Consider the following 20,258-nt stretch of genomic DNA (forward strand, 5'->3'; position numbering starts at 1 on the left):
GGCGCATACGGCAAGCATGCGGCGATGGATGCGGTCGGCCGCGGGGGAGGCAACGGTGCCGTGGATGGGCGACTCGTTGCAGATTCTGTTCAAGAACGGCGGCCTAGGCGCGAAGGTTACCGTCGTGGTGGTCGGCGACGGGTTCGCGGCCAATGATCAGGCTGCCTTCAATACGGCGGTGGACAATCTGCTGACCAGCGGGATGTTTACCCACGACTTCTACGCCACGCACAAATCGGCGTTCAACCTGTTGCGGATAAACCTGGTGTCGATCGATTCGGGTGTCGGCACCAAGACCTATAACGCCGCGGGAAAAGTCACCAGTCAAGTCGATCGAAACACGGCATTGGGTGCTTATTACAACGGCGACTGGGCGCACTGCTGGGTGGAATTCGGCCCGCAAACCCAAGAGCGGTTGAATAAGGTCCTGTCGATCTGGGCTCCTGATCACCGTGAGGTCATCGTTTTGCTCAACAACCCCGGGTTCGGTGGTTGCGGGGGAGGCGGTGTGGCGACCTTGCCGCTGGGAGTGACCTGGTCCACATTCGCCCATGAGTTGGGGCACGCGCTGGGCGGCCTTGGGGACGAGTACCACCAGGACTCGAAGACCTACACCGACGGTGAACCTACGGCGCCCAACCTCACCAAAAACACGAACCGGCAAACTTTGAAATGGGCGCCGTTCCTGCACGCTGGTGTCCCGATCCCCACTGGCGGCGATGACTACACCGCACCCAAACCCGCAGGCTGGGATGACAATCAAGACGTCGGACTATTCGAGGGTGGCGGCGGATCGTTCACTACGGGTATCTACCGACCCGTAGTGGACTGTCGGATGCGCAGTAATGACCCAGCCTTCTGCCCGGTCTGTGCTTCAACGATGTCTAGTCAGATCGCTCCTCGCGGTCTCACCGGTCAGGAGGTAGCCGACGTGGCCGCAGGCGAAACCTATGTCCGGATGTTGGTCCGGATGGATCGCGGGGAGCCGCAGATCACCGACGCCCGCGAAGTGCCGGGGGCTCTGGTCGAGCCAGACACCCTGACTGCTGGTCTGGTTACCGAGTTGTGGGTGGGTGACCGCCGTGTTTCGGTGGCGTCGCACCCAGACGCTGGGATCAGTCGATCGTTCAGCGAGCCGGGGCCAGGCGGCCCGAGCGAGCATCACGTCTATCTCCCGGAGGCATACGATCTGGTGGTGCGGGTTCCGACTCGCGAAATTCGGGGCATCGACCCGTCGAGTTTGAGCCTGAACGTCGTCAAGTTGGACAGCCCTGTCCCGCTAGTCGCTCCGCACCCGAACCAGCTAGGAGCGCTGGAGTTGCACGAGCAGCCTGAGCTGAAGGCCACGAAGGTCGGTGGGACCAACCGTATAGCTGAGGCATCGTTGCCCGATTCGCTGCTGCGTATCATCCGCTCCACTGCGACGTAACCGACGAACGGGACCCGTGATCATCAGTCCTAGAGTGGGTTTGCGCAGAAGATGGCCGTGGCGATCACGAGAACGCCTAGCTAGGCCGCCCTGCTGATAGCTCTTTCGGGACTGAGCGCCGCGCCGAGGAAACAGCCCTACGCTGCTGGCTGCAGCGCGCTCATGTCGATTACCGTGGCCCTCACAACTCTGACGTGATCGGCGCGGGAGTCGCCGCGATCTCATCGAGCGCTCGGATGTTGGCGACCACATCTCGGCTCTCGCGCGCCGCAATGGCGGCGACTGCCTGCCTGAGCAGACCGATCAATCCGGGCGGATCGTAGATCAGATCCCCTTGCGCAGACACTTGGAGATCGCGAGCCGAAATCGTGATCGGCCGCGCGATTTTCGGTTCGAGGTTGAGGACTTCGGCGAATGTCCATGCGCTGTCGCGCAAATTCTTGACGACCTCGTTGATGACGAATATCTCGTTGTCGCTCAGGACATGGTAGATGTCGGCCAGCACCGGTGACACCTCATCGAGTTGGGTGACCACCCCGCGGACCTGGCTGGCTAAGACGGCGTTGACGGTGTTGAAGTCGTTGTGCAATGCCGGCAGATCGGCTCCGGGTGCCGTCGACCGAGCGGCGATGCCGAGGTCGAGGTCGATATGTGCATTCACGCCCGCCAACAAGTGCTGAGCGATGATTGGTTCCGGCCGAATTGCCGCGTCGAACGTGGCGTGCCAGGAACGCGTCGGCGCTGGGAATTTGGCGGGATGGAAAAGCCCATTGAGTGCGTCGAAGTAGCGCGTCGCGAAGATGGCGTCGAAGCGCTGCAACCGCGGCCCGTCCTCGAACATGCCTTGCGACACTGCGGCGCCAATCGCGATCGTGATCCGCTTGTACATCGCGGCGAAATACCCCAGCCGGCTCGATTGCGAGATGGACCAATCAATGATCGACTCGATCGCGTCGACGACCTCGTCGATCGTCGTGACCGTCGGGATCGGGGGAAGCACTGCCGCTGTCGTCGCCATATCGCAAGTATGCCCGAAACACCTTGCCCTCGACCCTAACTCAACACATTGCGGGTGGTCATTCTGAATCGAGTAGTGAACTACTCATGCCGAATTCGCCGCAGCCCGATAGCGTTCACACGTGGAAATGCCGTAATAGTCAGAGATTTGAGTTGTGCCAGGCCTTCAATATCGAGCGGGCCACCCGTCCGCGCGTATCCATCGTCTCGGTCAACTGATGGCCGACCGGCAATCCCTTGTCAATACCAACTGAGTTTTCAGTGATGAAGAATCGAGAAGGTGCCATGCGAAAGCCGTTGAACTGCATTCTTTCTCCCGACCTGCTGGTGTCGGTGGCGCGAGATGCGGCGCCGGAGGATCTCCAGGCGATCTTATCAACGATCGAGTACGACCATAGTTTCCGCCAATCTCGCGCGGAGGTCGCCGCACGGCAGACGGGCGTTTCTCAGGCCGCGCTGGCGGCCGTTCCGGCCGGCGGCGCACCGCATCGGATGATTTACGACCAGAACAACTCGTCAGACAGGGTTGCGGGGACGCTGGCTCGCTCTGAAGGCGACCCTCCAGTCGCCGATGCTTCAGTGAACGCCGCATACGACAACTTCGGTTCTACCTATCAATTCTATTGGGATGTGTTCGCGCGCGACTCTATTGACGGGCAGGGCATGACGATTTCCGGTCTGGTCCACTTCGGAAGTAAGTACGACAACGCGTTCTGGGATGGCCAGAGCCAGATGTTTTTCGGCGACGGTGATGGTCGGCTGCTTACCGACACGACCAAGGGCCTCGACGTCATCGGACACGAGCTCACCCACGGCGTCACGCAGCACACCGCCAACCTCGTGTATTCCGGGCAATCCGGTGCTCTCAACGAATCAATCTCGGATGTGTTCGGTTCGCTGATCAAGCAATATCACCTCAATCAGACTGCTGCGCAGGCTGATTGGCTGATCGGCGCCGACATTGTCGGGTCATTGCTGAAGCCGTCGTTGCGATCGATGAAGGCTCCCGGTACCGCTAACCCGCATGACAACCAGCCCGCGGATATGGACCACTACGTGCAGACCACCTCTGATAACGGCGGTGTTCACATCAACTCGGGAATCCCTAACCGCGCGTTCTACGTCGTGGCGAGCAAACTCGGAGGCCCAGCGTGGAAGACGGCGGGCACCATCTGGTACGACGCGTTGACCAACCCTCGCTTGCAACCCAACGCGACCTTCGCCGCGTTCGCCGCCGTGACCCTCAATCAGGCGCGCATCCGCTACGGCGCGACCAGCGCCGAAGCCGACGCTGTCAGCGCCGGCTGGGACGACGTCAAAGTCCCAGTCCGCTGACCCTGGAAGCCATCTAAACTGCCAACATGTCCGCTCCAGTCCGGATCGACTACCGCAGGTCGGGCGGACTGGCGGGCATCGACATGGCGGCGAGCGTCGACAGTCAAGAGCTGGCTCCCGGAGACAGCGCACTCATCGCCGATCTCCTCGCTAACGGCCCCGCCGTCGAGGACTCATCAGTCGCGGCACCGGACGGGTTCAGCTACGAGTTGACCCTCAGCGACGGCGCCCGTACCCGAACCTGCCGGTGGCATGAGTCTCAGGTTCCCAGCACGGTCAGGCCACTACTCGCCGCGTTAACCGAGCGAGCCTTTCCAGCCCCGCCCCGCTGAAGCAACGGGGTCCGCGACCTCAGCTAGATACGTTGTTCAGCGGTTTGCCGGCCGCTTCCCAAGCGTGGAGCCGATTTTGGATGAAGGCATATTGCTCTGCGGCGGTGGAGAGTGCGGCGACGGTCTGCTCCGGGTTCTCGATCGGCTCGGCGGCCACGGGCAGCTGGGCTGCGGCGATCGCCTTCGCCTCGAGGAACGAGCTAGGGGCCTCCCCGATCGACGGGGATCCCGGCTGCAGAACGGGATTGGCGGCTGTAGGCACCGTGACGCCGGATAGAGGGTCGTCGGTGCGCGGCTGGGGCAGGGTGAGGATGGGGCCCAGATGCGGCGCGACAGCGTCCCGCTTGCCGAGCGCGCCCAGATGGAAGCGGGCTCGCAGGGTCGCGATGATCGACGTGTGGTCGTACGGTGGGCCGCCGGCCGGGGCGCGCAGGATGGTTCCAGGGGGAATCAGCGGGGAGACGATGACCGCCGGGACGCGGACTCCGAAGCGGGTGAAGTCGAAGCCTGACGCGCCGACGATGTCGTCAGGCGGGGTGGCGCCGGTCTCGGGGGCCACATGGTCATAGTTGCCGCCGTGCTCGTCGTACGTGATGATCAGCAAGCTCTTCTCCCAGATTGCCCGGTTGCCGCGCAGCGCCGTGTAGACGTCGTAGATGAACTTTTCGCCCACCGCTAGGTTCGACACGGGATGCTGATCGTTCTGCACCTGAAAATTGTGGTCGTTGCTGTGCGCGCCCTTGCGGCGGGAATACTTCGCCCATTCGGGTTCGAGGTAGCTCAGCGCCGCCAACTGCCCACTGGCCGCGTCGTTTTGGAACTTCTCAAACCCCGCTTCCACCGTGCATCCCGGGCCGGGCTTCACGGTGTCGGGATAGTCGTTGGCGGTCAGGGGACGGCCGGAGTAGCCGTAGATCTTCCAGGTCTGGCCGGCGTCGGAGAGCCGGCCGAACACCGACGGTGTATCGAACGCCGGTACGCCGCGCGCGGAGTTGTCGACGTAGCCCAGCGACGTACCGGCAACCGCGAAGGCCCGGTTGGGAAAAGTCTGCGTCGGCACCGACGCGAACCAGCGGTCACAGACGGCGAAGCCTTTGGCCAGCCCGGACAGCACAGGCAGCGTTTCCGGCGAATACATGCCCATGATCGAGGATGATTCGGCCCCAACAAGTTTGGGGTCGAGCGGATGGGCGGGATGGGCGAGCTCGGCGGCGAAGCTGGTCACGAAGCCGCCGTTGGTCGCTTTCCCATCTGCGGGGGAAACGGGGGAGTTGAACAGTTGCTCGTTGGTCGCGGTGAACCCCTCGGCAGGGTTGGCCAACGGGTAGTAGTAGGCATTCTCCTTGTCTGGCGTGACCGGAAAGACGGACACCGAGTGACCGGCGGCGTCGCGGTTGGACTCCGTGCCGTCGAGTCCATCGAAGTCGGCGCGTTTGGGGTAGAGGTAGCCCAGCATGTGGTCGAACGAACGGTTCTCCAGCATTAGCACGATTACGTGGTCAATGGAGTCAAGCCCAGCCATCTTTACCGCCTTTCATCGTGGTGGTAATTGTTCGCGGCGCAGCTCGCGCCGGCAATTTGTATAGCTGCGATAGTGGTCAACTGCGGGCGGCGAGAATGACCGGGATATCGGTGTTTTCGTCGATGTGATAGCTGGCGCAGACGCGGTGGTAGCCGTCGGCGATTTGCAACGCGCACCCGCTGTGCAGGTCGCCGCGCACCCCCAAGATCGGCGAAAGCGCCTTGCGTTTCTTGACTTTGGCTAGATCTGCCGCGACGTGCGGGTTGTCCTCAGGCAGCAGCGGAAGCTGCGCCGCCCGCAGCAGGTCTTTCGCTTTCTTGTGCACGACAGTACCGCCGCGCAGTCGGTCCGTCAGGTTCGCGACGGTCTGCGCGTCGGCTAGCAGGTCCAGATAGTCAGCGGCGGCGGGAAAGTCGTGGTCTTCGGGCTTGTCGAGCCAGGTCACCGGATGCATGTGTTTTCGTCCTCTGTTTGCCGGTTGGGTGGTACAGGTGGATCGCTTAAGCGGGGCCGGATCGGCTGACGCTCGAAGCTGTGGCGGTCGCTGGGACGGCCGGGCCGTCGCCGAAGAGCCGCCGATCCACGGAATGCAGATCGTTGGGATCGAAGTACTTCTCAGCCCACTGATCGGTGGTGCCCAGGAACCAGCCGGCGGCTACCGCAGCCGCCTGACGGTCAGCTTGGGGAGGTCCCGCCGGCGCCCCAGTGGACGTCGCCTTCTTGCCGACGCTGTCCAAGAAGTTGTAGTGATCGACCAGCAGCAGCGCCTCGATGGTGAACGCGGTGGCGACGTCGGCGTCATGGATCGCCAACAGGTTGTCACCGTTGGCTTGTTCGCCGCCCAGCGCCAGGTTTGACGATCCGCAGTACACCACCGGGTCTACCCCATTAAAGCCGCACACCACGAATTTGTGGTGGATCTCGTGGCCGGCGATGCCGGGTACCTGGTTGAACGGCGGCGGAAGCGTCGTCGTCCCGGGTTTACCAGTCACCAGCACACCGGTTTTCGCGCCGACCGGATACAACGACACGCCCCCGGGCGCGTCAGATATGCCGAAGCTGAACGTATTTGGGTCGCTGTGCACCGCGTTCAGGGCGGTGTAGACCGGATTGGCGCTCGCACCGTTGAGCTCCATGACCGCGAAGAACACCGTCCCGACGGGGGTGCCGGTAACCGCTCCTTCACTGTTGATGCGATCGACCAGACCGGTCAGGATCGTCTGTGCGACCTGCGCAGAATGCGGCGAGAAGGTAATCGAGGTGCTCGGCAGGGCCTGACCGTTCCCGCCGAAAGTGATCGGTCCCGCCGCCCACTTCGACGCGGCGAACGGCGCGGTCTTGACATCAGTCTTCCAAGCCTCGGCGAAGACATCGGCGTAGGTGTTGGCGACCTGGCGGTCGTCAAACACCAAGACATGGTTGGCGTTGACGTACAGTCCGGTCACCGAGAAGTTCGTGGAGCCGGTCAGCACCGAGCGCGGCCCCTGCTGATCGGTGACGATGAAAACCTTGTCGTGGGCGTAGCGGCCGAAGTGACCGCGCTTGATCGCCGCGTCCCGACCGGCCTCTGCGTTGAATTTCTGCTCGAAATGGTCCTCAGGGGTGGGATTGTCGGTGGTGTGGTGCAGCTTGGCATCATCGAGGATGATTCGCACCGGGTGGGTCTTCCCCAGCTTGAGCAGCAGGGCGCACACGTCGGGCTCGTTGAGGTCGTAGGCGAATACGTCGAGGCGCAACGACGGGTCGGCGTCCACCTCGCGCAGAATGTCGAACACCTGCTCACGCGCGGTGAATCCCATCCAGTCGTACTCCTGGGCGTAGGTGAAACTGTGCCCGGCGGTGTTAGTCCCGGCGGGGGCTGATGTATCGAAGATCAAATCGTCACCGGCCGGACGGATGTGCGCTGACGGGCCGAAATGCCGGACGAAAGCCTGCGATTGAACGTAGCCGCGGGTGAAGGCAACGCGTAGCGCCCCTTTGATGAACGGTCCGACGTCGACGTTCACCGACACGCTGGTCGAGCTGTCCAAAGCCTGCAACACCCCGGCGGCAGAGAAATACCGCGGTGTCACCACATAGGTGTAGGCGCCGAACACCGGGGTCCCGCCTTGGTGCACCAGACCGGGCACATGCACCCAGCGGAACTTGTGGATCGGCGCGTTCACGCTCGAAAAGGCGGACTCGCCGGCGACCTGGACGTGCTTGGACGGGTCCGCCAGCCGCAGGTTATTCTCGACAAAGTACGACGGGCCGCCCGGCGGGTGCACCTCAATCGTGAAGCCCGCCAGCCCGGTTCGCGCCGACTCGGCAACAAGGTCGAATGCCAGCAGCGTCTTGGCGTCACCGCCGTAGGCGCTGACCACGATCACGTTGTTGTTCGCCCGCACAACCGACATGAGCTTGACCCCTTCCATAACGCGGTGCGCCCGCGATCCGGGCCGCCGACACGTGGTGAGCTACTCCCCGACATCCTGCGCTCGCCCGTTCAGGACTACGTGAGTAGCGCATTACTCGACTTTGGCGGCCTCCTGGTTGAGCGCCGGTGCGAGAGTCACTGTGACCGGCTTGGTTCGTCGAATCGCAGTGGGAGCTTCCTGCCCGACAACAGGTTTCGACTGATTCTCGATGTACATCACACACGTCAAACACAGGGCTCGACGTCGGATCGGCGCGTCGTGTTTCGGTAGGACCCGGCGGCGGCACTTGTCTGCTCGCGCGCCGAGCCCTACCCACGCCGTCGACGAATCAGCGGCGAAAACGCGCGCATGGCCCGGGCTGGCTCCAGTCACGCGTTCAGGTTCGTGGTGTGATGGTTGCCCAAGAACGAGCCGCCATCCGCCCGGGCCATGTTGACGACATCCCATGTCGAAGTCCCGATCAACAAACAGCCGTCAAACTTTTCGATCGGTTTCACATAGACCCGAGGTCCATTGCTGTCGCCCCACCACCTGCCGTCGCCGGCATGGGCATAGAAGTAGAGGTAGCGATTCGAGCTGTAAATCACGGTCTTGGTTTCACCGGGGTTGAGATTCCACCATCCGTGTGTCGCCCAACCGCCGTCCTGCCCGCACGCGTCCTGATCGCGCTTCATGACGGCGACCGCCACCAGCTTGCTGTAGTTGTTCTTGAACTCGAACCATGGCATGGCGCTACTTCTTTCGCTCGATGTCGACGGTGTCTTCCGTCGCGCTGTGACTCCGGGAGTCGGCAGCGAACTGCAGAGGCTTCAACGACTTCTCCGCGGAGTGATCTGTTGAGGTACGGGTGACCGACTCGCTATCGAGCAGGGCAAAGTCAAGATCGGGGATGGCAGGTTCGTTCGGCATGAAAGTCACTCCTGTTCTCGTGATGGACACGATGTGGCATCGGCGGGCTCGCCGATCAATCGCGTTGACCAGTGTCAGGCGGCGACACACGAGGAGCGTGAGTACCGAACTACCTGATTTGAGGAATCGCTGAATCGATTTCGGGATCGTCGCGCAAGATCACGGCATCAGCTTCCGTCGCTTCGAATGAGCGACCCGGTGCATCGTTGTCACACTCGTTGCATGCCACCGCACCTAGTCCGCAGTACGCGTCTATTCGAGGGATTGCCTTATGCACACGCCGCCAGAGACCTTGACACGGGACTCATCGTGACGGCGGGTGCCTGCCCGATCGACGACCAGGGTCGGGTAATTCCTTCGGACGATATCGCCGTCCAGACGCGAAAGGCGCTCGACAACCTACTGATTGCGTTGGAAGACGCCGGCGCCGCAATGTCCGACGTGCTCAAGACGACCATCTTCGTGGCGACCAGCAGCCGCGACGATCTGGCTGCGGCGTGGACTGAAGTCGCCGCCATATTCGGCAACGAGGGCCCGCCAAGCACTTTGGTCGGCGTTACGGCACTCGGCTACCCGGATCAGCTGGTGGAAATAGAGGCAATAGCCATCATGGGCCCGCGCTAGCTGTTCGCAATCCTGCCACGACTACTCAAAATTCGAGTAACGGACTACTCGCGCGTTCAGATGTTGAAGACCCTAGCGTCGCCTTCACGCATCGTTGGTGAAAGGCGATCCGCCCGTGAACGCACCTCACACATTGTGGCGCCCGCAGACCGGGCGCTCTTTTCTACGTGTGGCCTACTCGGCTCTTGCCGCGGGCGTTACGAAAAAACCTGTGTCTCAGCGCGTCCAGCGTCGATCGAGCGGAATCATCGTGCTGACGGTGGTTGGTGCAATCGTGTTCCCATCACTGGGCTTCGGCACTTGTCCAGCCCAGGCCGATCCCTCCGCTACACCCGCGCCATCGGTAGCCACCTCCTCGCCGCCACCGAGAAGGGGGGGTCGGCGCTTCCTCTGCCACCCCCGCTGGTCACCGGCTCGGTAGGGGCGACGACGACCAGCGAACCCCCGGAAGCGCCGTCGATCGAACCGCCCGCGCTCGCATTGTCGATCGATCACGGCGCCCCCGGCACCACGTTCACAGCCACCGCAACAGGAACAGTGCCGTGCCGATCAGTGGTGATCGCCGTTCAATGGGACGGTGATTCACCGGTGCCCGCCGTTACAAACCACGAATCCCACTCAGCGACAGCGAATATGACCGTACCCCCGACCGCCAGCGCCGGCCCCCACAGAGTCAGCGCGACATGCAACGGAGACGTCTATGCGTCAGCTCGGTACACCGTCGTCGAAAAACCCTCGCTCGCAATCGATCCCGACAGCGGGCCCCCCGGCTCGAACGTCGAGCTCACCGGCACCGGATTCGTATGCAGCGACGGCAGTGACATAGTCGACCTGAAGCTGGATTCCGGCGAAGTGCTGGGCCGCGGTTCATCCGGCAGATTCATCCAGCAGGTCACCATCCCCGCGACCGTCCCGGTCGGCGCCCACACCATCGTCGCCGCATGCCATGCGCATCCCGGCGTGACCGACGAGAAAACGTTTACCGTGACCACACCGGTAACGGTCACGACAGACAGCACCCCCGTCGTGCAAACCACGCAGACCACCGCCCCGGCGGGCACCAATACTCCGCAGACCCCTAGCACGAAAACCGCCCCGGTGATCGTCTCGACGCAGAACCCCTCGGTGACCACTGCAGTGAAAACCGTCGACCTGGCGTCCTATTGGTGGGTGCTGGTCTTGGTCGCCGCCGCCGTGGTGCTGATCGGGGCTGCCTCCCACATCCACGATCGGCGACGCGCACCCCCAGCCGTCCACGCCGTCTCGCGTCTTCGCGGCCCACCCCGCGTCACTGCGCAGGAGATGGCGCGTGCCGGCGAGTCGACTTTCGCCCTACGGCTAGAAACCCGTCCGCAACAGCAGATCCTGACCGTCGACGAGGTGCATCATGACCGCAGCTTCACTGAATGAGACCGCGACAGCACGCGAAGTGCTGTTCGGTGAGAATCCCGAGGAAGCTGCCAATACGCTCGCGGAAGCGCTGCACCAGCAGCACGCCGCGAACACCCTCGCGGTGCGCTGCCCCGGCGTTCTGTCTCTCGCCGAACGCGAAGTTGCCGGGGAAATGGACAAGCTTCTCTCCCTGGACCTGACCGATGCTCTCGTCGCGGGATGGAAAAAATACGACGCGCTAGTCGACGCGGCTCGCCGCACCCGCGGCAAGCCAGGAACCGAGGAAAAGGTCACACTCGCCACACACCGGATTGCGTTGAGCGAACCGTGTCAGGTTGAGGTGTTTGTCGATGGCAGATCGGCCGGCACGCTCGAAGTTAAGGTCAGTCTCGCCTTCACGATCGCCACGCTGCGCGCTGTGGTCAGTCATGGTCGGCTGACCACGATCGAAACCGGCACCTGCACCGTTAACGGCGCCATCGCAATCAATGACCATGAGATTCGCAAGGGGCACCGCGACTTCGACCTGTCCGGCGCAGTTCAACTGCGCGGGGGCCTACCCCTTCTCGCTTAGTGTCGAGAGCATCACCCCGGCGCTGCCGGTGTTTACGGTTTGCTGCGCCAGCCGTTGATGCCGATCACGATCATTCGTAGCTGTTTGACCGCCGTCTGGCGGATCTCGTCGATCGCTTCCGGGCTCTGCGCGTCTTCGAGCGCCTCGGCGATCACGATCATGGAGTTCACGAACAGCTGTGCCAGCACGTTGAGGTCGTCGGTGCTCCACGTGTTCAATCCTGGGAAGCGCGCGAGGTCGGTGGCCAACTCGGAGGTGACGAGCCGGAACTCCGTCCGGATGGCGTACCGCAGCACGGTGACGCCGCTGGAGCGTTCGCGGCCGATGAAGCGCCAGTGCTCGCGGCGCTCGGTGACGCTGGCGACGACGATCTCGACCGACGACTCGATGACCCGGTTGGGGTCGAGCTTGCCGGCCCGGGCGCCACGGAGCATGTCGCGTAGCGTCCGGAACGACTCGTCGATCAGAACCAGCCCCAGTGCTTCCATCGACTCGAAGTGGCGATAGAACGCCCCGGGCACGATGCCTGCCTCGCGGGTGACTTCGCGCAGGCTCAGGCCGCTGAAACTGCGCTCGTCGAGAAGCTTGAGCGCGGCGGCGACGATCGCCCGCCGAGTAGCTTCCTTGCGCTCTTCGCGGGACTGTCCTTCACGGCTACGTGACCGGCTTGACCGGCTCGGCCGTGAGCTAGGCGCACGACTGTTCACCGTGTGAACCGTAACACAGACCTGCGGAAACCCTTGACGAACTGCAGCATCGTCGCGCACCGTGTACATATGTTCACTCAAACTTTGAAGCAGCGGGTGCTAGGTTCCGACCTGGTCAACCTGCTCACCGGTCCGCATGGCGTCGACCGGTACACCGAGGTGGTGGACCCCGCGTGGACACGCGCCGAGGGTCGCGCCAAGGTCGTCGACGTCCGTCGCACCACGCCTCGTAGCGTCACTCTGCTGCTCGCACCGAATCAAGCGTTCACCGACACCGCCCGCGCTTTCCGGGCCGGGCAGTACGTCAATGTCGCCGTCGAGATCGACGGCCGCCGGCACACCCGGTGCTACTCCCCGGCCAACGCGGAGGGTGCCGAGCACCTCGAGTTGACCATCGGCCAGCATGACGGAGGCCTTGTCTCGACCTTCCTGCGTGACCATGCGCGACGCGGCATGGTCGTCGGGCTCACCGGTGTGGGCGGCGACTTCGTCCTGCCGGCGCAGCGGCCCCGCTGCATCCTGTTCGTCTCGGGCGGTAGCGGCATCACCCCCGTGATGGCGATGGTGCGCACGCTGGTCGACGAAGGTCACGCTGGCGAGGTCGCGTTTGTGCACTACGCCCGCACGCGGGCCGAGGCGTGCTACCACGACGAGCTGTCCAAGCTGCCGAATGTGCGGGTGCTGCACGGGTACACCCGTTCCAACGACGGCGACCTCGACGGCCGGTTCGGCGCCGAGCACCTCGCGGCTGCCATGCCCCAGCCCGATGCCGTGTTCGTCTGCGGCCCGGCGGCTTTGGTTGATGCAGTGCGTGAGCACTGCCCGACTGCGCAATCGGAAAGCTTCGTACCACCCACCCTCGACCTGCCCGCCAAGCCGTCCGGAGGGCGAGTCACATTCGCCGACAGCGCTATTGAAGTCACCGACGACGGTCGCTCGTTGCTCGAGCAGGCCGAGTCGGCCGGACTGAGCCCCGCCAACGGATGCCGGATAGGCATCTGTCACACCTGCACTCGCCGTAAGACCAGCGGCGTCGTGCGCAACCTGACCAGCGGCGCGGTGTCGACCGCCCCGGACGAGGACGTGCAGATCTGTGTGTCCGTTCCCGTCGGCGACGTCGACATCGCGCTCTAAACAGATGAGAGGCTTGACATGACGCAGACAGCCCAGTCCAAAATCACCCTGACCCCCGAGCAGGCCGACGCATTCGGCGCCGAACTCGACGCGATCAAGGAACGCGTGATGGCCGACCTCGGTCAGCGCGACGCCGACTACATCCGCAAGGTCATCAAGGCCCAGCGCGGCCTTGAAGTCGGTGGCCGCGCACTGCTGATGGCCGGCATTCTCCCGCCCGCCTGGCTGGCCGGCACCGCCATGCTGGGGATCTCGAAGATCTTGGACAACATGGAGATCGGCCACAACATCATGCACGGCCAGTACGACTGGATGCGTGACCCGTCGATCCGGGGCCAGGAGTTCGAGTGGGACACCGCATGCCCGGCCGACCAGTGGCGGCACTCGCACAACTACATGCACCACACCCACACCAACATCGTGGGGATGGACCGCGACATCGGCTACGGCGTGCTGCGGATGAGCGAGGACCAAAAATGGAGCCCCTACTTCTACGGCAACCCGGTCTATGCGTTCCTGTTGATGGTGCTGTTCCAATACGGGGTGGCACTGCACGAACTGGAAACCGAACGCATCCGCTCCGGGGAGATCCGGCTCGCGGACAAAAAGAAGATCCTGCAGGAGATCTGGCGCAAGACCCGCAAGCAGGTGCTCAAGGACTACGTCGCCTTCCCACTCCTGGCGGGGCCTTTTGCGCCGTTTGTGTTCACCGGCAACCTGACCGCTAATCTGATGCGCAACGTGTGGTCGTACATGATCATCTTCTGCGGCCACTTCCCGGACGGCACGCAGGAATTCACGGTCGAGGAAACCCAAGGGGAATCGCGCGGCATGTGGTACTTCCGCCAGATCCTGGGTTCGGCGAACCTGACCGGCGGCAAGCTGTTCCACATCCTGTCCGGGCACCTGTCCCACCAGATCGAACACCACCTGTTCCCGGACATGCCGGCGCATCGCTACGCCGAGATCGCCGGCGAGGTGCAGGAGGTGTGCAAGCGCTACGGCATCCCGTACAACGCCGGATCACTGCCCAAGCAGTTCGGCACCGTCGTGCGCAAGATCGTCAAGCTGGCCATGCCGCCCAAGGACCGCGGCAACGTCAAGCAGAAGGAACGTGACCTCGTCGCAGCCTGATCTGCTGCATCACCGCGCCACGCCGCGAGAGTGCAACTAACGACAGGTCCACTCGAGAAATGCGTCGCTAGTTGCACTCTCGAGTCGTTCGTTATCGGAGACGTTACTGGCTGCCTAGCTCAGTGGCGGTAGCCGAGCATCGCGATCGAGGCCTGCACCGCGGGCTCGATGATCTCGCGTGGGCTGTGCCCGTCTTCGACCACTTGAGCCGTCAGCTCACGTAGGCCGCCGACCAGGATCACGGCCTTCGCCGGGGTCAGCGGCGGCAGGTCGGCGTCTCGCATCGCGGGAGTGTCGCTGAGGCTCACCAGCAGGTTGGTCAGCAGCTGGGTGTTTCGCCGCTGCGACGGCCGTGCTGCCGCGTCGAGCGCCGGCAGTTCTCGGATCCATGCCAGCGTGAGGCCTGGCGTCGACTCGATGTGCTTCACGTAGGCCTCGACGGCCTGCCGAATCTGGTTCTGCCAGTTCGCCTTCGGGTCGACTGCGGCGGTGATGCGCTCGCCGAGCAGCTCAGTGCTGGCGTGTAGGAGCTCGTGAAAACACTGTTCCTTGCTAGAGAACTGGTCGTAGAACGTGCGTTTCGAGGTGCGGGCATGCCGGACGATGTCGGCGACGGTGCTTGCGCGGTAACCGCGTTCGTCGATTGCGGCAGCCAGACCGTCGAGCAGTCGCTGCCGATACGGATCGACGGCGGCGGACGCGGGCTCCCCAACGACGGTCGCCGCCACCGCGCCTCCTTCGACTTCACCCTTGCCAGCCTTTGGTACCGGAAGGTACCGTACCGGACAGAACCGTGGTACGTAGCAGTACCGCAGCGACGTTGGGAGTGCAACGCCTATGAGCACCGTCGAATCGGGGCTGGCCTCGCCCGCATCCGTCGTCAGGCTGCCGCCGGGTCCGCGGATGCCGAAAGCGTTGCAGGGCTTGACTTTTGCGCTATTTCGGCGCCAGTTCGTGGACCAGATGGCGCACCGCTACGGTGACGTCTTCTCCTGTCACGTGCCGATCTACGGTCCGATGGTGGTGGTGGCCAACTCGCAGCTGGCGAAACAGGTGTTCACCACCAGTCCGGACGTGCTCGGCAACATCCAGCCCAACCTGAGCCGGCTGCTCGGTGCGGGATCGGTGTTCGCGCTGGACCGTGAGGACCACCGTCAGCGTCGCCGCCTTCTGGCGCCGCCTTTCCACGGCAAGAGCGTCAAGAACTACGAGACGATCATCGAAGAGGAGACGCTGCGCGAGATTGCCAACTGGCCGCAGGGAACTCCGATGGCCACGCTTCCGTCGACCATGCGCATCACGCTCAACGCGATTCTGCGTGCCGTATTCGGTGCCGAGGGAGCCGAACTCGACGAGCTCCGCAGGATTATCCCGCCGTGGGTCACGTTGGGATCGCGGCTGGCCACCCTGCCCAAACCGCCTCGCACGTATGGCCGTTACACGCCGTGGGGACGGCTGATCGAGTGGCGAGCCCGCTATGACGCGATCGTCGACAAGCTCATCGACGACGAGCGCCGCGACCCGGGCTTCGACGACCGCACCGACGTGCTGGCGCTGATGCTCCGCAGCACCTATGAAGACGGGTCTGTCATGTCGCGCGAAGACATCGGCGACGAGTTGCTCACCCTACTGGCGGCCGGTCACGAGACCACCGCCTCCACGCTGGCGTGGACTTTCGAACGGGTCAGCCGGCATCCAGAGGTTCTGACTGGGCTGGCTGCCGAGGCGGACACCGACGACAACGAGCTGCGCCAGGCCACGATCCTCGAGAGTCAGCGCAGCAGAACGGTTATCGACGCCGTCGGTCGGCACGTCTACGCGCCGGCATATGCCCTCGGCGCCTGGTCGGTCCCGACCGGGCACACCATCATCGTCAGCATTTCGCGGCTGCACAACGACCCGGAGCTGTTCCCCGAGCCGGACCGCTTCGACCCCCAGCGCTTTGTCGGGACCAAGCCGCCCAGCTTCGCGTGGATCCCCTACGGTGGCGGCACCCGGCGCTGTGTGGGGGCGGTCTTCGCCAATGTCGAGATGGATATCGTGTTGCGAACGGTATTGCGCCACTTCACGATCGAAGCCACGGACGCGCCAGGGGAGAAGATCCATGCCCGCGGTGTGGCCTACACCCCGAAGGACGGCGGCAAGATCGTGGTCCGCCGGCGCTAAGATCTGCGATCGTGGCTGACGAGCTGGTCGAGATGATGAACGCGACGCTGGGATCGACGATCCCGACCGCGAAGAACATGGGCGTGCAAGTCGTGGAGGCCCGGCGCGGTTACGCCGCGGCCACCGTCCCGGTCGAGGGCAACGGCAACCACTTCGGCGTCATCTACGCCGGTGTGCAGTTCACCGTGGCGGAAATTCTCGGCGGCATCATCAGTTTGACCACATTCGACAGTTCCAAATACTTCCCCTTGGTCAAAAACATCGACATCTCATTCGTCGCGATGGCCAAGTCCGAGTTGCGGGCCGAGGCCAGTCTGGACGACGAGACGATCGCCCGGATCGATGCCGAGGCCGCCGATCGCGGCAAGGTCGACTTCGAGCTCGAGGCGACGGTCGTCGACGCCGACGGCAAGACCGTTGCGACCACCCGCGGCCTCTATCAGCTACGCGCCATCGGAAAATAGCCGACCGCGTTGCTGCTCGAGCGCCTAACTCTCGACGGCGGCCCGGCGCGGCAACTTCCAGCCGGGCCGAATGAAGTGGCAGGTGTAGCCGTTCGGATAGCGCTGCAGGTAGTCCTGGTGCTCGGGTTCGGCCTGCCAGAAATCGCCCGCCGGGCTCACCTCGGTGACGACCTTGCCGGGCCACAAACCGGACGCCTCGACGTCGGCGATGGTGTCCAGCGCGACGCGACGCTGCTCTTCGTCGGTGTAGAAGATCGCTGACCGGTAGCTGGGCCCGATGTCGTTGCCCTGGCGGTTCTTGGTGGTGGGGTCGTGGATCTGGAAGAAGAACTCCAGGATGTTGCGGAAGTCCGTCTTCGCTGGGTCGTAGATGATCTCGATGGCCTCGGCGTGGTTGCCGTGATTACGGTAGGTGGCGTTGGGGACGCTTGGATCGCCGGTATAGCCGACCCGGGTCGATACCACGCCGGGCTGCTTGCGGATCAGGTCCTGCATGCCCCAGAAGCAGCCGCCGGCCAGGATTGCCTTGCTGTAGTCCGTCATCTCTTCGATTATCCATATGCTCGACAAATCGCAGTAGAACGTGTTCTAGTTTCTTGCGTGAAGCAGCTTTTTACCCGTGACGAACTGGCGGCTGCATTCGCCACGTTCGAGCGGACCGTCGCGCATGCCGCCGAGACCAAGAACTGGGACGAATGGGTGGAGCACTACACCCCCGACGTCGACTACATCGAGCACGCCGCCGGCACCATGAAGGGCCGTGACGAGGTACGCACCTGGATCCGCGAGACGATGTCCACCTTTCCGGGCAGTCACATGACGGCGTTTTCGTCGCTGTGGTCGGTGATCGACGAGTCGACCGGTCGGGTCATCTGCGAGCTCGACAACCCGATGCGCGATCCAGGTGACGGCACCATCATCAGCGCGACCAACATCTCGATCGTCACTTACGCTGGGGACGGCACGTGGTCGCGCCAAGAGGACATCTACAATCCGCTGCGCTTCCTGCAGGCCGGTGTCAAGTGGTGCAAGAAGGCGAAAGAGCTTGGCACCATTGATGATGACGCGGCTCGCTGGCTGCAGACCTACGGGGGCAGGCAATGAGCGTTCCGAAACTGGTCATCGGCGGCAACGGATTTCTCGGTTCGCACGTCACCAAGCAACTCGTCGCGACGGGCGCCGACGTCCGCGTCATGGTTCGGCCGAATGCGAACACCCGCAGCATCGACGATCTCGACGTCACCCGCTTTCGTGGCGACGTCTTCGACACCGCGACCGTCCGCGACGCAATGCAGGGTTGCGACCAGGTGTACTACTGTGTGGTCGACACCCGAGCCTGGCTGCAGGATCCGTCTCCGCTGTTTCGCACCAACGTCGAAGGGCTGCGCAGCGTACTTGATGTTGCTGTCAGCGAACCGATTTCGTCGACGCTGCAGCGGTTCGTGTTCACCAGCACCTACGCGACCATGGCTCGCCGGCACGGACACGTCGCGACCGAGGACGAGCAGATCGATCGCCGTAACCTAACGCCCTACGTCGAATCACGGGTGCAGGCAGAGGATTTGGTGTTGAAGTACGCGGCGGACAAGGGCCTGCCTGCCGTCGCCATGTGCGTGTCGACCACTTACGGCGACGGCGACTGGGGCCGCACCCCGCACGGCGCATTCATCGCGGGCGCCGTTTTCGGGAAATTGCCGTTCCTGATGAACGGCATCGAGCTCGAGGTCGTCGGTGTCGACGACGCGGCGAAGGCGATGTTGTTAGCCGCCGAGCGGGGCCGCAACGGCGAGCGATACATCGTTTCCGAGCGGATGATCTCGCTCAAAGACGTGGTCAAGATCGCCGCCGACGAGGCCGGTGTGCCGGCGCCGCGGCGGGCCATCTCGGTGCCCGTGCTGTACGCGATGGGCGCGCTGGGCAGCCTCCGAGCACGGTTGACCGGCAAGGATGCCGAGCTCAGCATGCAGTCGGTGCGAATGATGCGCGCCGAAGCTCCGGTCGACCACAGCAAAGCAACTCGCGAATTAGGCTGGGAGCCAAGGCCGGTCGAAGAATCGATCCGAGAGGCCGCGCGTTTCTGGGCCGACATCAAGAATGCCAAGCGAAACAGCAAGACCGCGTCGTCGGAATGACCCAGAATCGCCCGTAACTTCCGGTACCGGTTATCCGCGTGTCTCATGTAACTGAAGTAACTTTTGTTACATAGTGTGACCCATGGTGAAGTCGTGGTGCCATTGCGCTGACGCTTGTCACCGTGTCCGGCGCGCGCCCGTGCTGCGTGAGCGGACGAGACCGCGATGACGACGACAACGCCGGTCGGACTCCTCGGCTATCTGCGTGACCAGATCGGGCCGCCGTTGGCGACGGTCGGCGGTTTCGCCCAGATGTGTGTACTGGCCGGAAAAGCGTTGTTCCGAAGGCCTTTTCATTGGACCGAGTTCATCGTCCAAACGTGGTTCATCACCAGGGTGGCCCTGCTGCCGACGATCGCGGTGTCGATCCCGCTGACCGTGCTGATCGTGTTCACCCTCAACACTCTGCTGGCCGCCTTTGGTGCGGCGGACATTTCGGGTGCGGGGGCGGCACTGGGGGCTGTCACCCAACTCGGACCGTTGACCACCGTGCTGGTGGTGGCCGGTGCTGGATCGACCGCAATCTGCGCCGATCTGGGCGCCCGTACGATCCGTGAAGAGATCGACGCCCTCGAGGTGCTCGGCATCGACCCCGTCCATCGATTGGTGGTACCGCGGGTGGCTGCAGCGACGGTGGTGGCCACCCTGCTCAACGGGACGGTGATCACGATCGGGCTGGTGGGCGGCTTCCTGTTCGGCGTCAAGCTGCAAAACGTCTCGGGCGGGGCATATCTGGCGACGCTGACGTTGGTCACCGGCCTGCCCGAGGTGGTCATCGCGACGGTCAAGGCGGCCATCTTCGGAACCATCGCGGGCCTGGTGGGGTGCTACCGGGGTCTGACCACCAAGGGTGGCCCGAAGGGAGTCGGGGTGGCTGTCAACGAGACGCTGGTGCTCTGTGTGCTGTCGCTGTTCGCGGTCAACGTGGTGCTGACGACGATCGGCGTCCGGTTCGGAACGGGTCGTTGAG

22 protein-coding genes are annotated in these 20,258 nt (G+C 63.5%); 13 read left to right on the plus strand and 9 right to left on the minus strand.

Features of this window, described 5'->3' with window-relative positions:
• The first annotated feature begins 16 nt into the window (after positions 1–16).
• The gene (locus tag MKK62_RS10935) at positions 17–1,429 is read left to right on the plus strand and encodes a M64 family metallopeptidase (protein WP_260060481.1); all 1,413 of its coding nucleotides are present in this window, start codon (positions 17–19) and stop codon (positions 1,427–1,429) included.
• A gap of 181 nt (positions 1,430–1,610) precedes the next feature.
• Here the strand turns inward: MKK62_RS10935 and MKK62_RS10940 are convergent, their stop codons facing one another.
• Entirely contained in the window at positions 1,611–2,447 is an 837-nt protein-coding gene (locus MKK62_RS10940) for a DUF5995 family protein (RefSeq protein WP_240261057.1), read from the minus strand.
• A gap of 284 nt (positions 2,448–2,731) precedes the next feature.
• On the opposite strand from MKK62_RS10940, the gene MKK62_RS10945 reads away from it, so the two are divergent.
• Positions 2,732–3,781 carry a M4 family metallopeptidase gene (locus MKK62_RS10945; protein ID WP_240261056.1) on the plus strand — a complete coding sequence of 350 codons (1,050 nt, stop codon included), beginning with the start codon at positions 2,732–2,734 and terminating at the stop codon, positions 3,779–3,781.
• A 26-nt stretch (positions 3,782–3,807) separates the two neighbouring features.
• Positions 3,808–4,113: a protealysin inhibitor emfourin gene (locus tag MKK62_RS10950; protein WP_240261055.1), complete on the plus strand. Its 306-nt coding sequence runs from the start codon at positions 3,808–3,810 to the stop codon at positions 4,111–4,113.
• A 19-nt stretch (positions 4,114–4,132) separates the two neighbouring features.
• On the opposite strand, the gene MKK62_RS10955 is transcribed toward MKK62_RS10950, so the two are convergent.
• The 5 genes from MKK62_RS10955 to MKK62_RS10975 all read right to left on the minus strand — a co-directional run bounded on the left by MKK62_RS10955 (position 4,133) and on the right by MKK62_RS10975 (position 8,961).
• On the minus strand, positions 4,133–5,635 hold the full coding sequence (locus tag MKK62_RS10955) for an alkaline phosphatase family protein (RefSeq protein WP_240261054.1): 1,503 nt from the start codon (positions 5,633–5,635) through the stop codon (positions 4,133–4,135).
• A gap of 76 nt (positions 5,636–5,711) precedes the next feature.
• Complete coding sequence (locus MKK62_RS10960; RefSeq protein WP_240261053.1) at positions 5,712–6,089, minus strand: hypothetical protein; 378 nt, start codon at positions 6,087–6,089, stop codon at positions 5,712–5,714.
• Between the two features lie 46 nt (positions 6,090–6,135).
• A complete protein-coding gene (locus MKK62_RS10965; RefSeq protein ID WP_240261052.1) occupies positions 6,136–8,031 on the minus strand; it encodes a phospholipase D-like domain-containing protein in 1,896 nt (631 codons plus the stop codon).
• Positions 8,032–8,420: 389 nt separating this feature from the next.
• A complete protein-coding gene (locus tag MKK62_RS10970) occupies positions 8,421–8,780 on the minus strand; it encodes a DUF1036 domain-containing protein (RefSeq protein WP_240261051.1) in 360 nt (119 codons plus the stop codon).
• A gap of 4 nt (positions 8,781–8,784) precedes the next feature.
• Complete coding sequence (locus tag MKK62_RS10975; protein ID WP_240261050.1) at positions 8,785–8,961, minus strand: hypothetical protein; 177 nt, start codon at positions 8,959–8,961, stop codon at positions 8,785–8,787.
• 309 nt (positions 8,962–9,270) lie between these two features.
• Between MKK62_RS10975 and MKK62_RS10980 the strand changes: the two genes are divergently transcribed.
• The 3 genes from MKK62_RS10980 to MKK62_RS10990 all read left to right on the plus strand — a co-directional run bounded on the left by MKK62_RS10980 (position 9,271) and on the right by MKK62_RS10990 (position 11,551).
• Complete coding sequence (locus MKK62_RS10980; protein ID WP_240261049.1) at positions 9,271–9,585, plus strand: RidA family protein; 315 nt, start codon at positions 9,271–9,273, stop codon at positions 9,583–9,585.
• A gap of 633 nt (positions 9,586–10,218) precedes the next feature.
• Positions 10,219–10,995: a hypothetical protein gene (locus tag MKK62_RS10985; RefSeq protein WP_240261048.1), complete on the plus strand. Its 777-nt coding sequence runs from the start codon at positions 10,219–10,221 to the stop codon at positions 10,993–10,995.
• Positions 10,973–11,551, plus strand: coding sequence for a hypothetical protein (locus MKK62_RS10990; RefSeq protein ID WP_240261047.1), 579 nt, complete (start codon positions 10,973–10,975; stop codon positions 11,549–11,551). The genes MKK62_RS10985 and MKK62_RS10990 overlap by 23 nt, the downstream gene beginning before the upstream one ends.
• A gap of 32 nt (positions 11,552–11,583) precedes the next feature.
• Here the strand turns inward: MKK62_RS10990 and MKK62_RS10995 are convergent, their stop codons facing one another.
• Positions 11,584–12,258 (minus strand): TetR family transcriptional regulator, encoded by a 675-nt coding sequence (locus tag MKK62_RS10995; RefSeq protein WP_240261046.1) that lies wholly within the window; start codon positions 12,256–12,258, stop codon positions 11,584–11,586.
• A gap of 69 nt (positions 12,259–12,327) precedes the next feature.
• Between MKK62_RS10995 and MKK62_RS11000 the strand changes: the two genes are divergently transcribed.
• Both MKK62_RS11000 and MKK62_RS11005 read left to right on the plus strand, forming a co-directional pair.
• Positions 12,328–13,392: a ferredoxin reductase gene (locus MKK62_RS11000; RefSeq protein WP_240261045.1), complete on the plus strand. Its 1,065-nt coding sequence runs from the start codon at positions 12,328–12,330 to the stop codon at positions 13,390–13,392.
• An 18-nt stretch (positions 13,393–13,410) separates the two neighbouring features.
• Positions 13,411–14,526 (plus strand): fatty acid desaturase family protein, encoded by a 1,116-nt coding sequence (locus MKK62_RS11005; protein WP_240261044.1) that lies wholly within the window; start codon positions 13,411–13,413, stop codon positions 14,524–14,526.
• 119 nt (positions 14,527–14,645) lie between these two features.
• Here MKK62_RS11005 and MKK62_RS11010 read toward each other — a convergent pair whose 3' ends face one another.
• Positions 14,646–15,254 (minus strand): TetR/AcrR family transcriptional regulator, encoded by a 609-nt coding sequence (locus MKK62_RS11010; RefSeq protein WP_240261043.1) that lies wholly within the window; start codon positions 15,252–15,254, stop codon positions 14,646–14,648.
• Positions 15,255–15,363: 109 nt separating this feature from the next.
• On the opposite strand from MKK62_RS11010, the gene MKK62_RS11015 reads away from it, so the two are divergent.
• Both MKK62_RS11015 and MKK62_RS11020 read left to right on the plus strand, forming a co-directional pair.
• Positions 15,364–16,692: a cytochrome P450 gene (locus tag MKK62_RS11015; protein ID WP_240261042.1), complete on the plus strand. Its 1,329-nt coding sequence runs from the start codon at positions 15,364–15,366 to the stop codon at positions 16,690–16,692.
• Positions 16,693–16,703: 11 nt separating this feature from the next.
• Complete coding sequence (locus tag MKK62_RS11020; RefSeq protein WP_350355755.1) at positions 16,704–17,156, plus strand: PaaI family thioesterase; 453 nt, start codon at positions 16,704–16,706, stop codon at positions 17,154–17,156.
• Positions 17,157–17,180: 24 nt separating this feature from the next.
• On the opposite strand, the gene msrA is transcribed toward MKK62_RS11020, so the two are convergent.
• Complete coding sequence (gene msrA, locus MKK62_RS11025; protein WP_240261041.1) at positions 17,181–17,699, minus strand: peptide-methionine (S)-S-oxide reductase MsrA; 519 nt, start codon at positions 17,697–17,699, stop codon at positions 17,181–17,183.
• A 57-nt stretch (positions 17,700–17,756) separates the two neighbouring features.
• On the opposite strand from msrA, the gene MKK62_RS11030 reads away from it, so the two are divergent.
• The 3 genes from MKK62_RS11030 to MKK62_RS11040 all read left to right on the plus strand — a co-directional run bounded on the left by MKK62_RS11030 (position 17,757) and on the right by MKK62_RS11040 (position 20,257).
• Entirely contained in the window at positions 17,757–18,260 is a 504-nt protein-coding gene (locus MKK62_RS11030; protein WP_240261040.1) for a nuclear transport factor 2 family protein, read from the plus strand.
• Complete coding sequence (locus MKK62_RS11035) at positions 18,257–19,288, plus strand: NAD-dependent epimerase/dehydratase family protein (protein WP_240261039.1); 1,032 nt, start codon at positions 18,257–18,259, stop codon at positions 19,286–19,288. The genes MKK62_RS11030 and MKK62_RS11035 overlap by 4 nt, the downstream gene beginning before the upstream one ends.
• A 165-nt stretch (positions 19,289–19,453) precedes the next feature.
• Positions 19,454–20,257 carry an MlaE family ABC transporter permease gene (locus MKK62_RS11040; RefSeq protein WP_240261038.1) on the plus strand — a complete coding sequence of 268 codons (804 nt, stop codon included), beginning with the start codon at positions 19,454–19,456 and terminating at the stop codon, positions 20,255–20,257.
• The last annotated feature ends 1 nt before the right edge of the window (position 20,258 follow it).

Origin of the sequence: Mycobacterium paraterrae (assembly GCF_022430545.2) — a bacterium.
GTDB classification, from domain to species: domain Bacteria; phylum Actinomycetota; class Actinomycetes; order Mycobacteriales; family Mycobacteriaceae; genus Mycobacterium; species Mycobacterium paraterrae.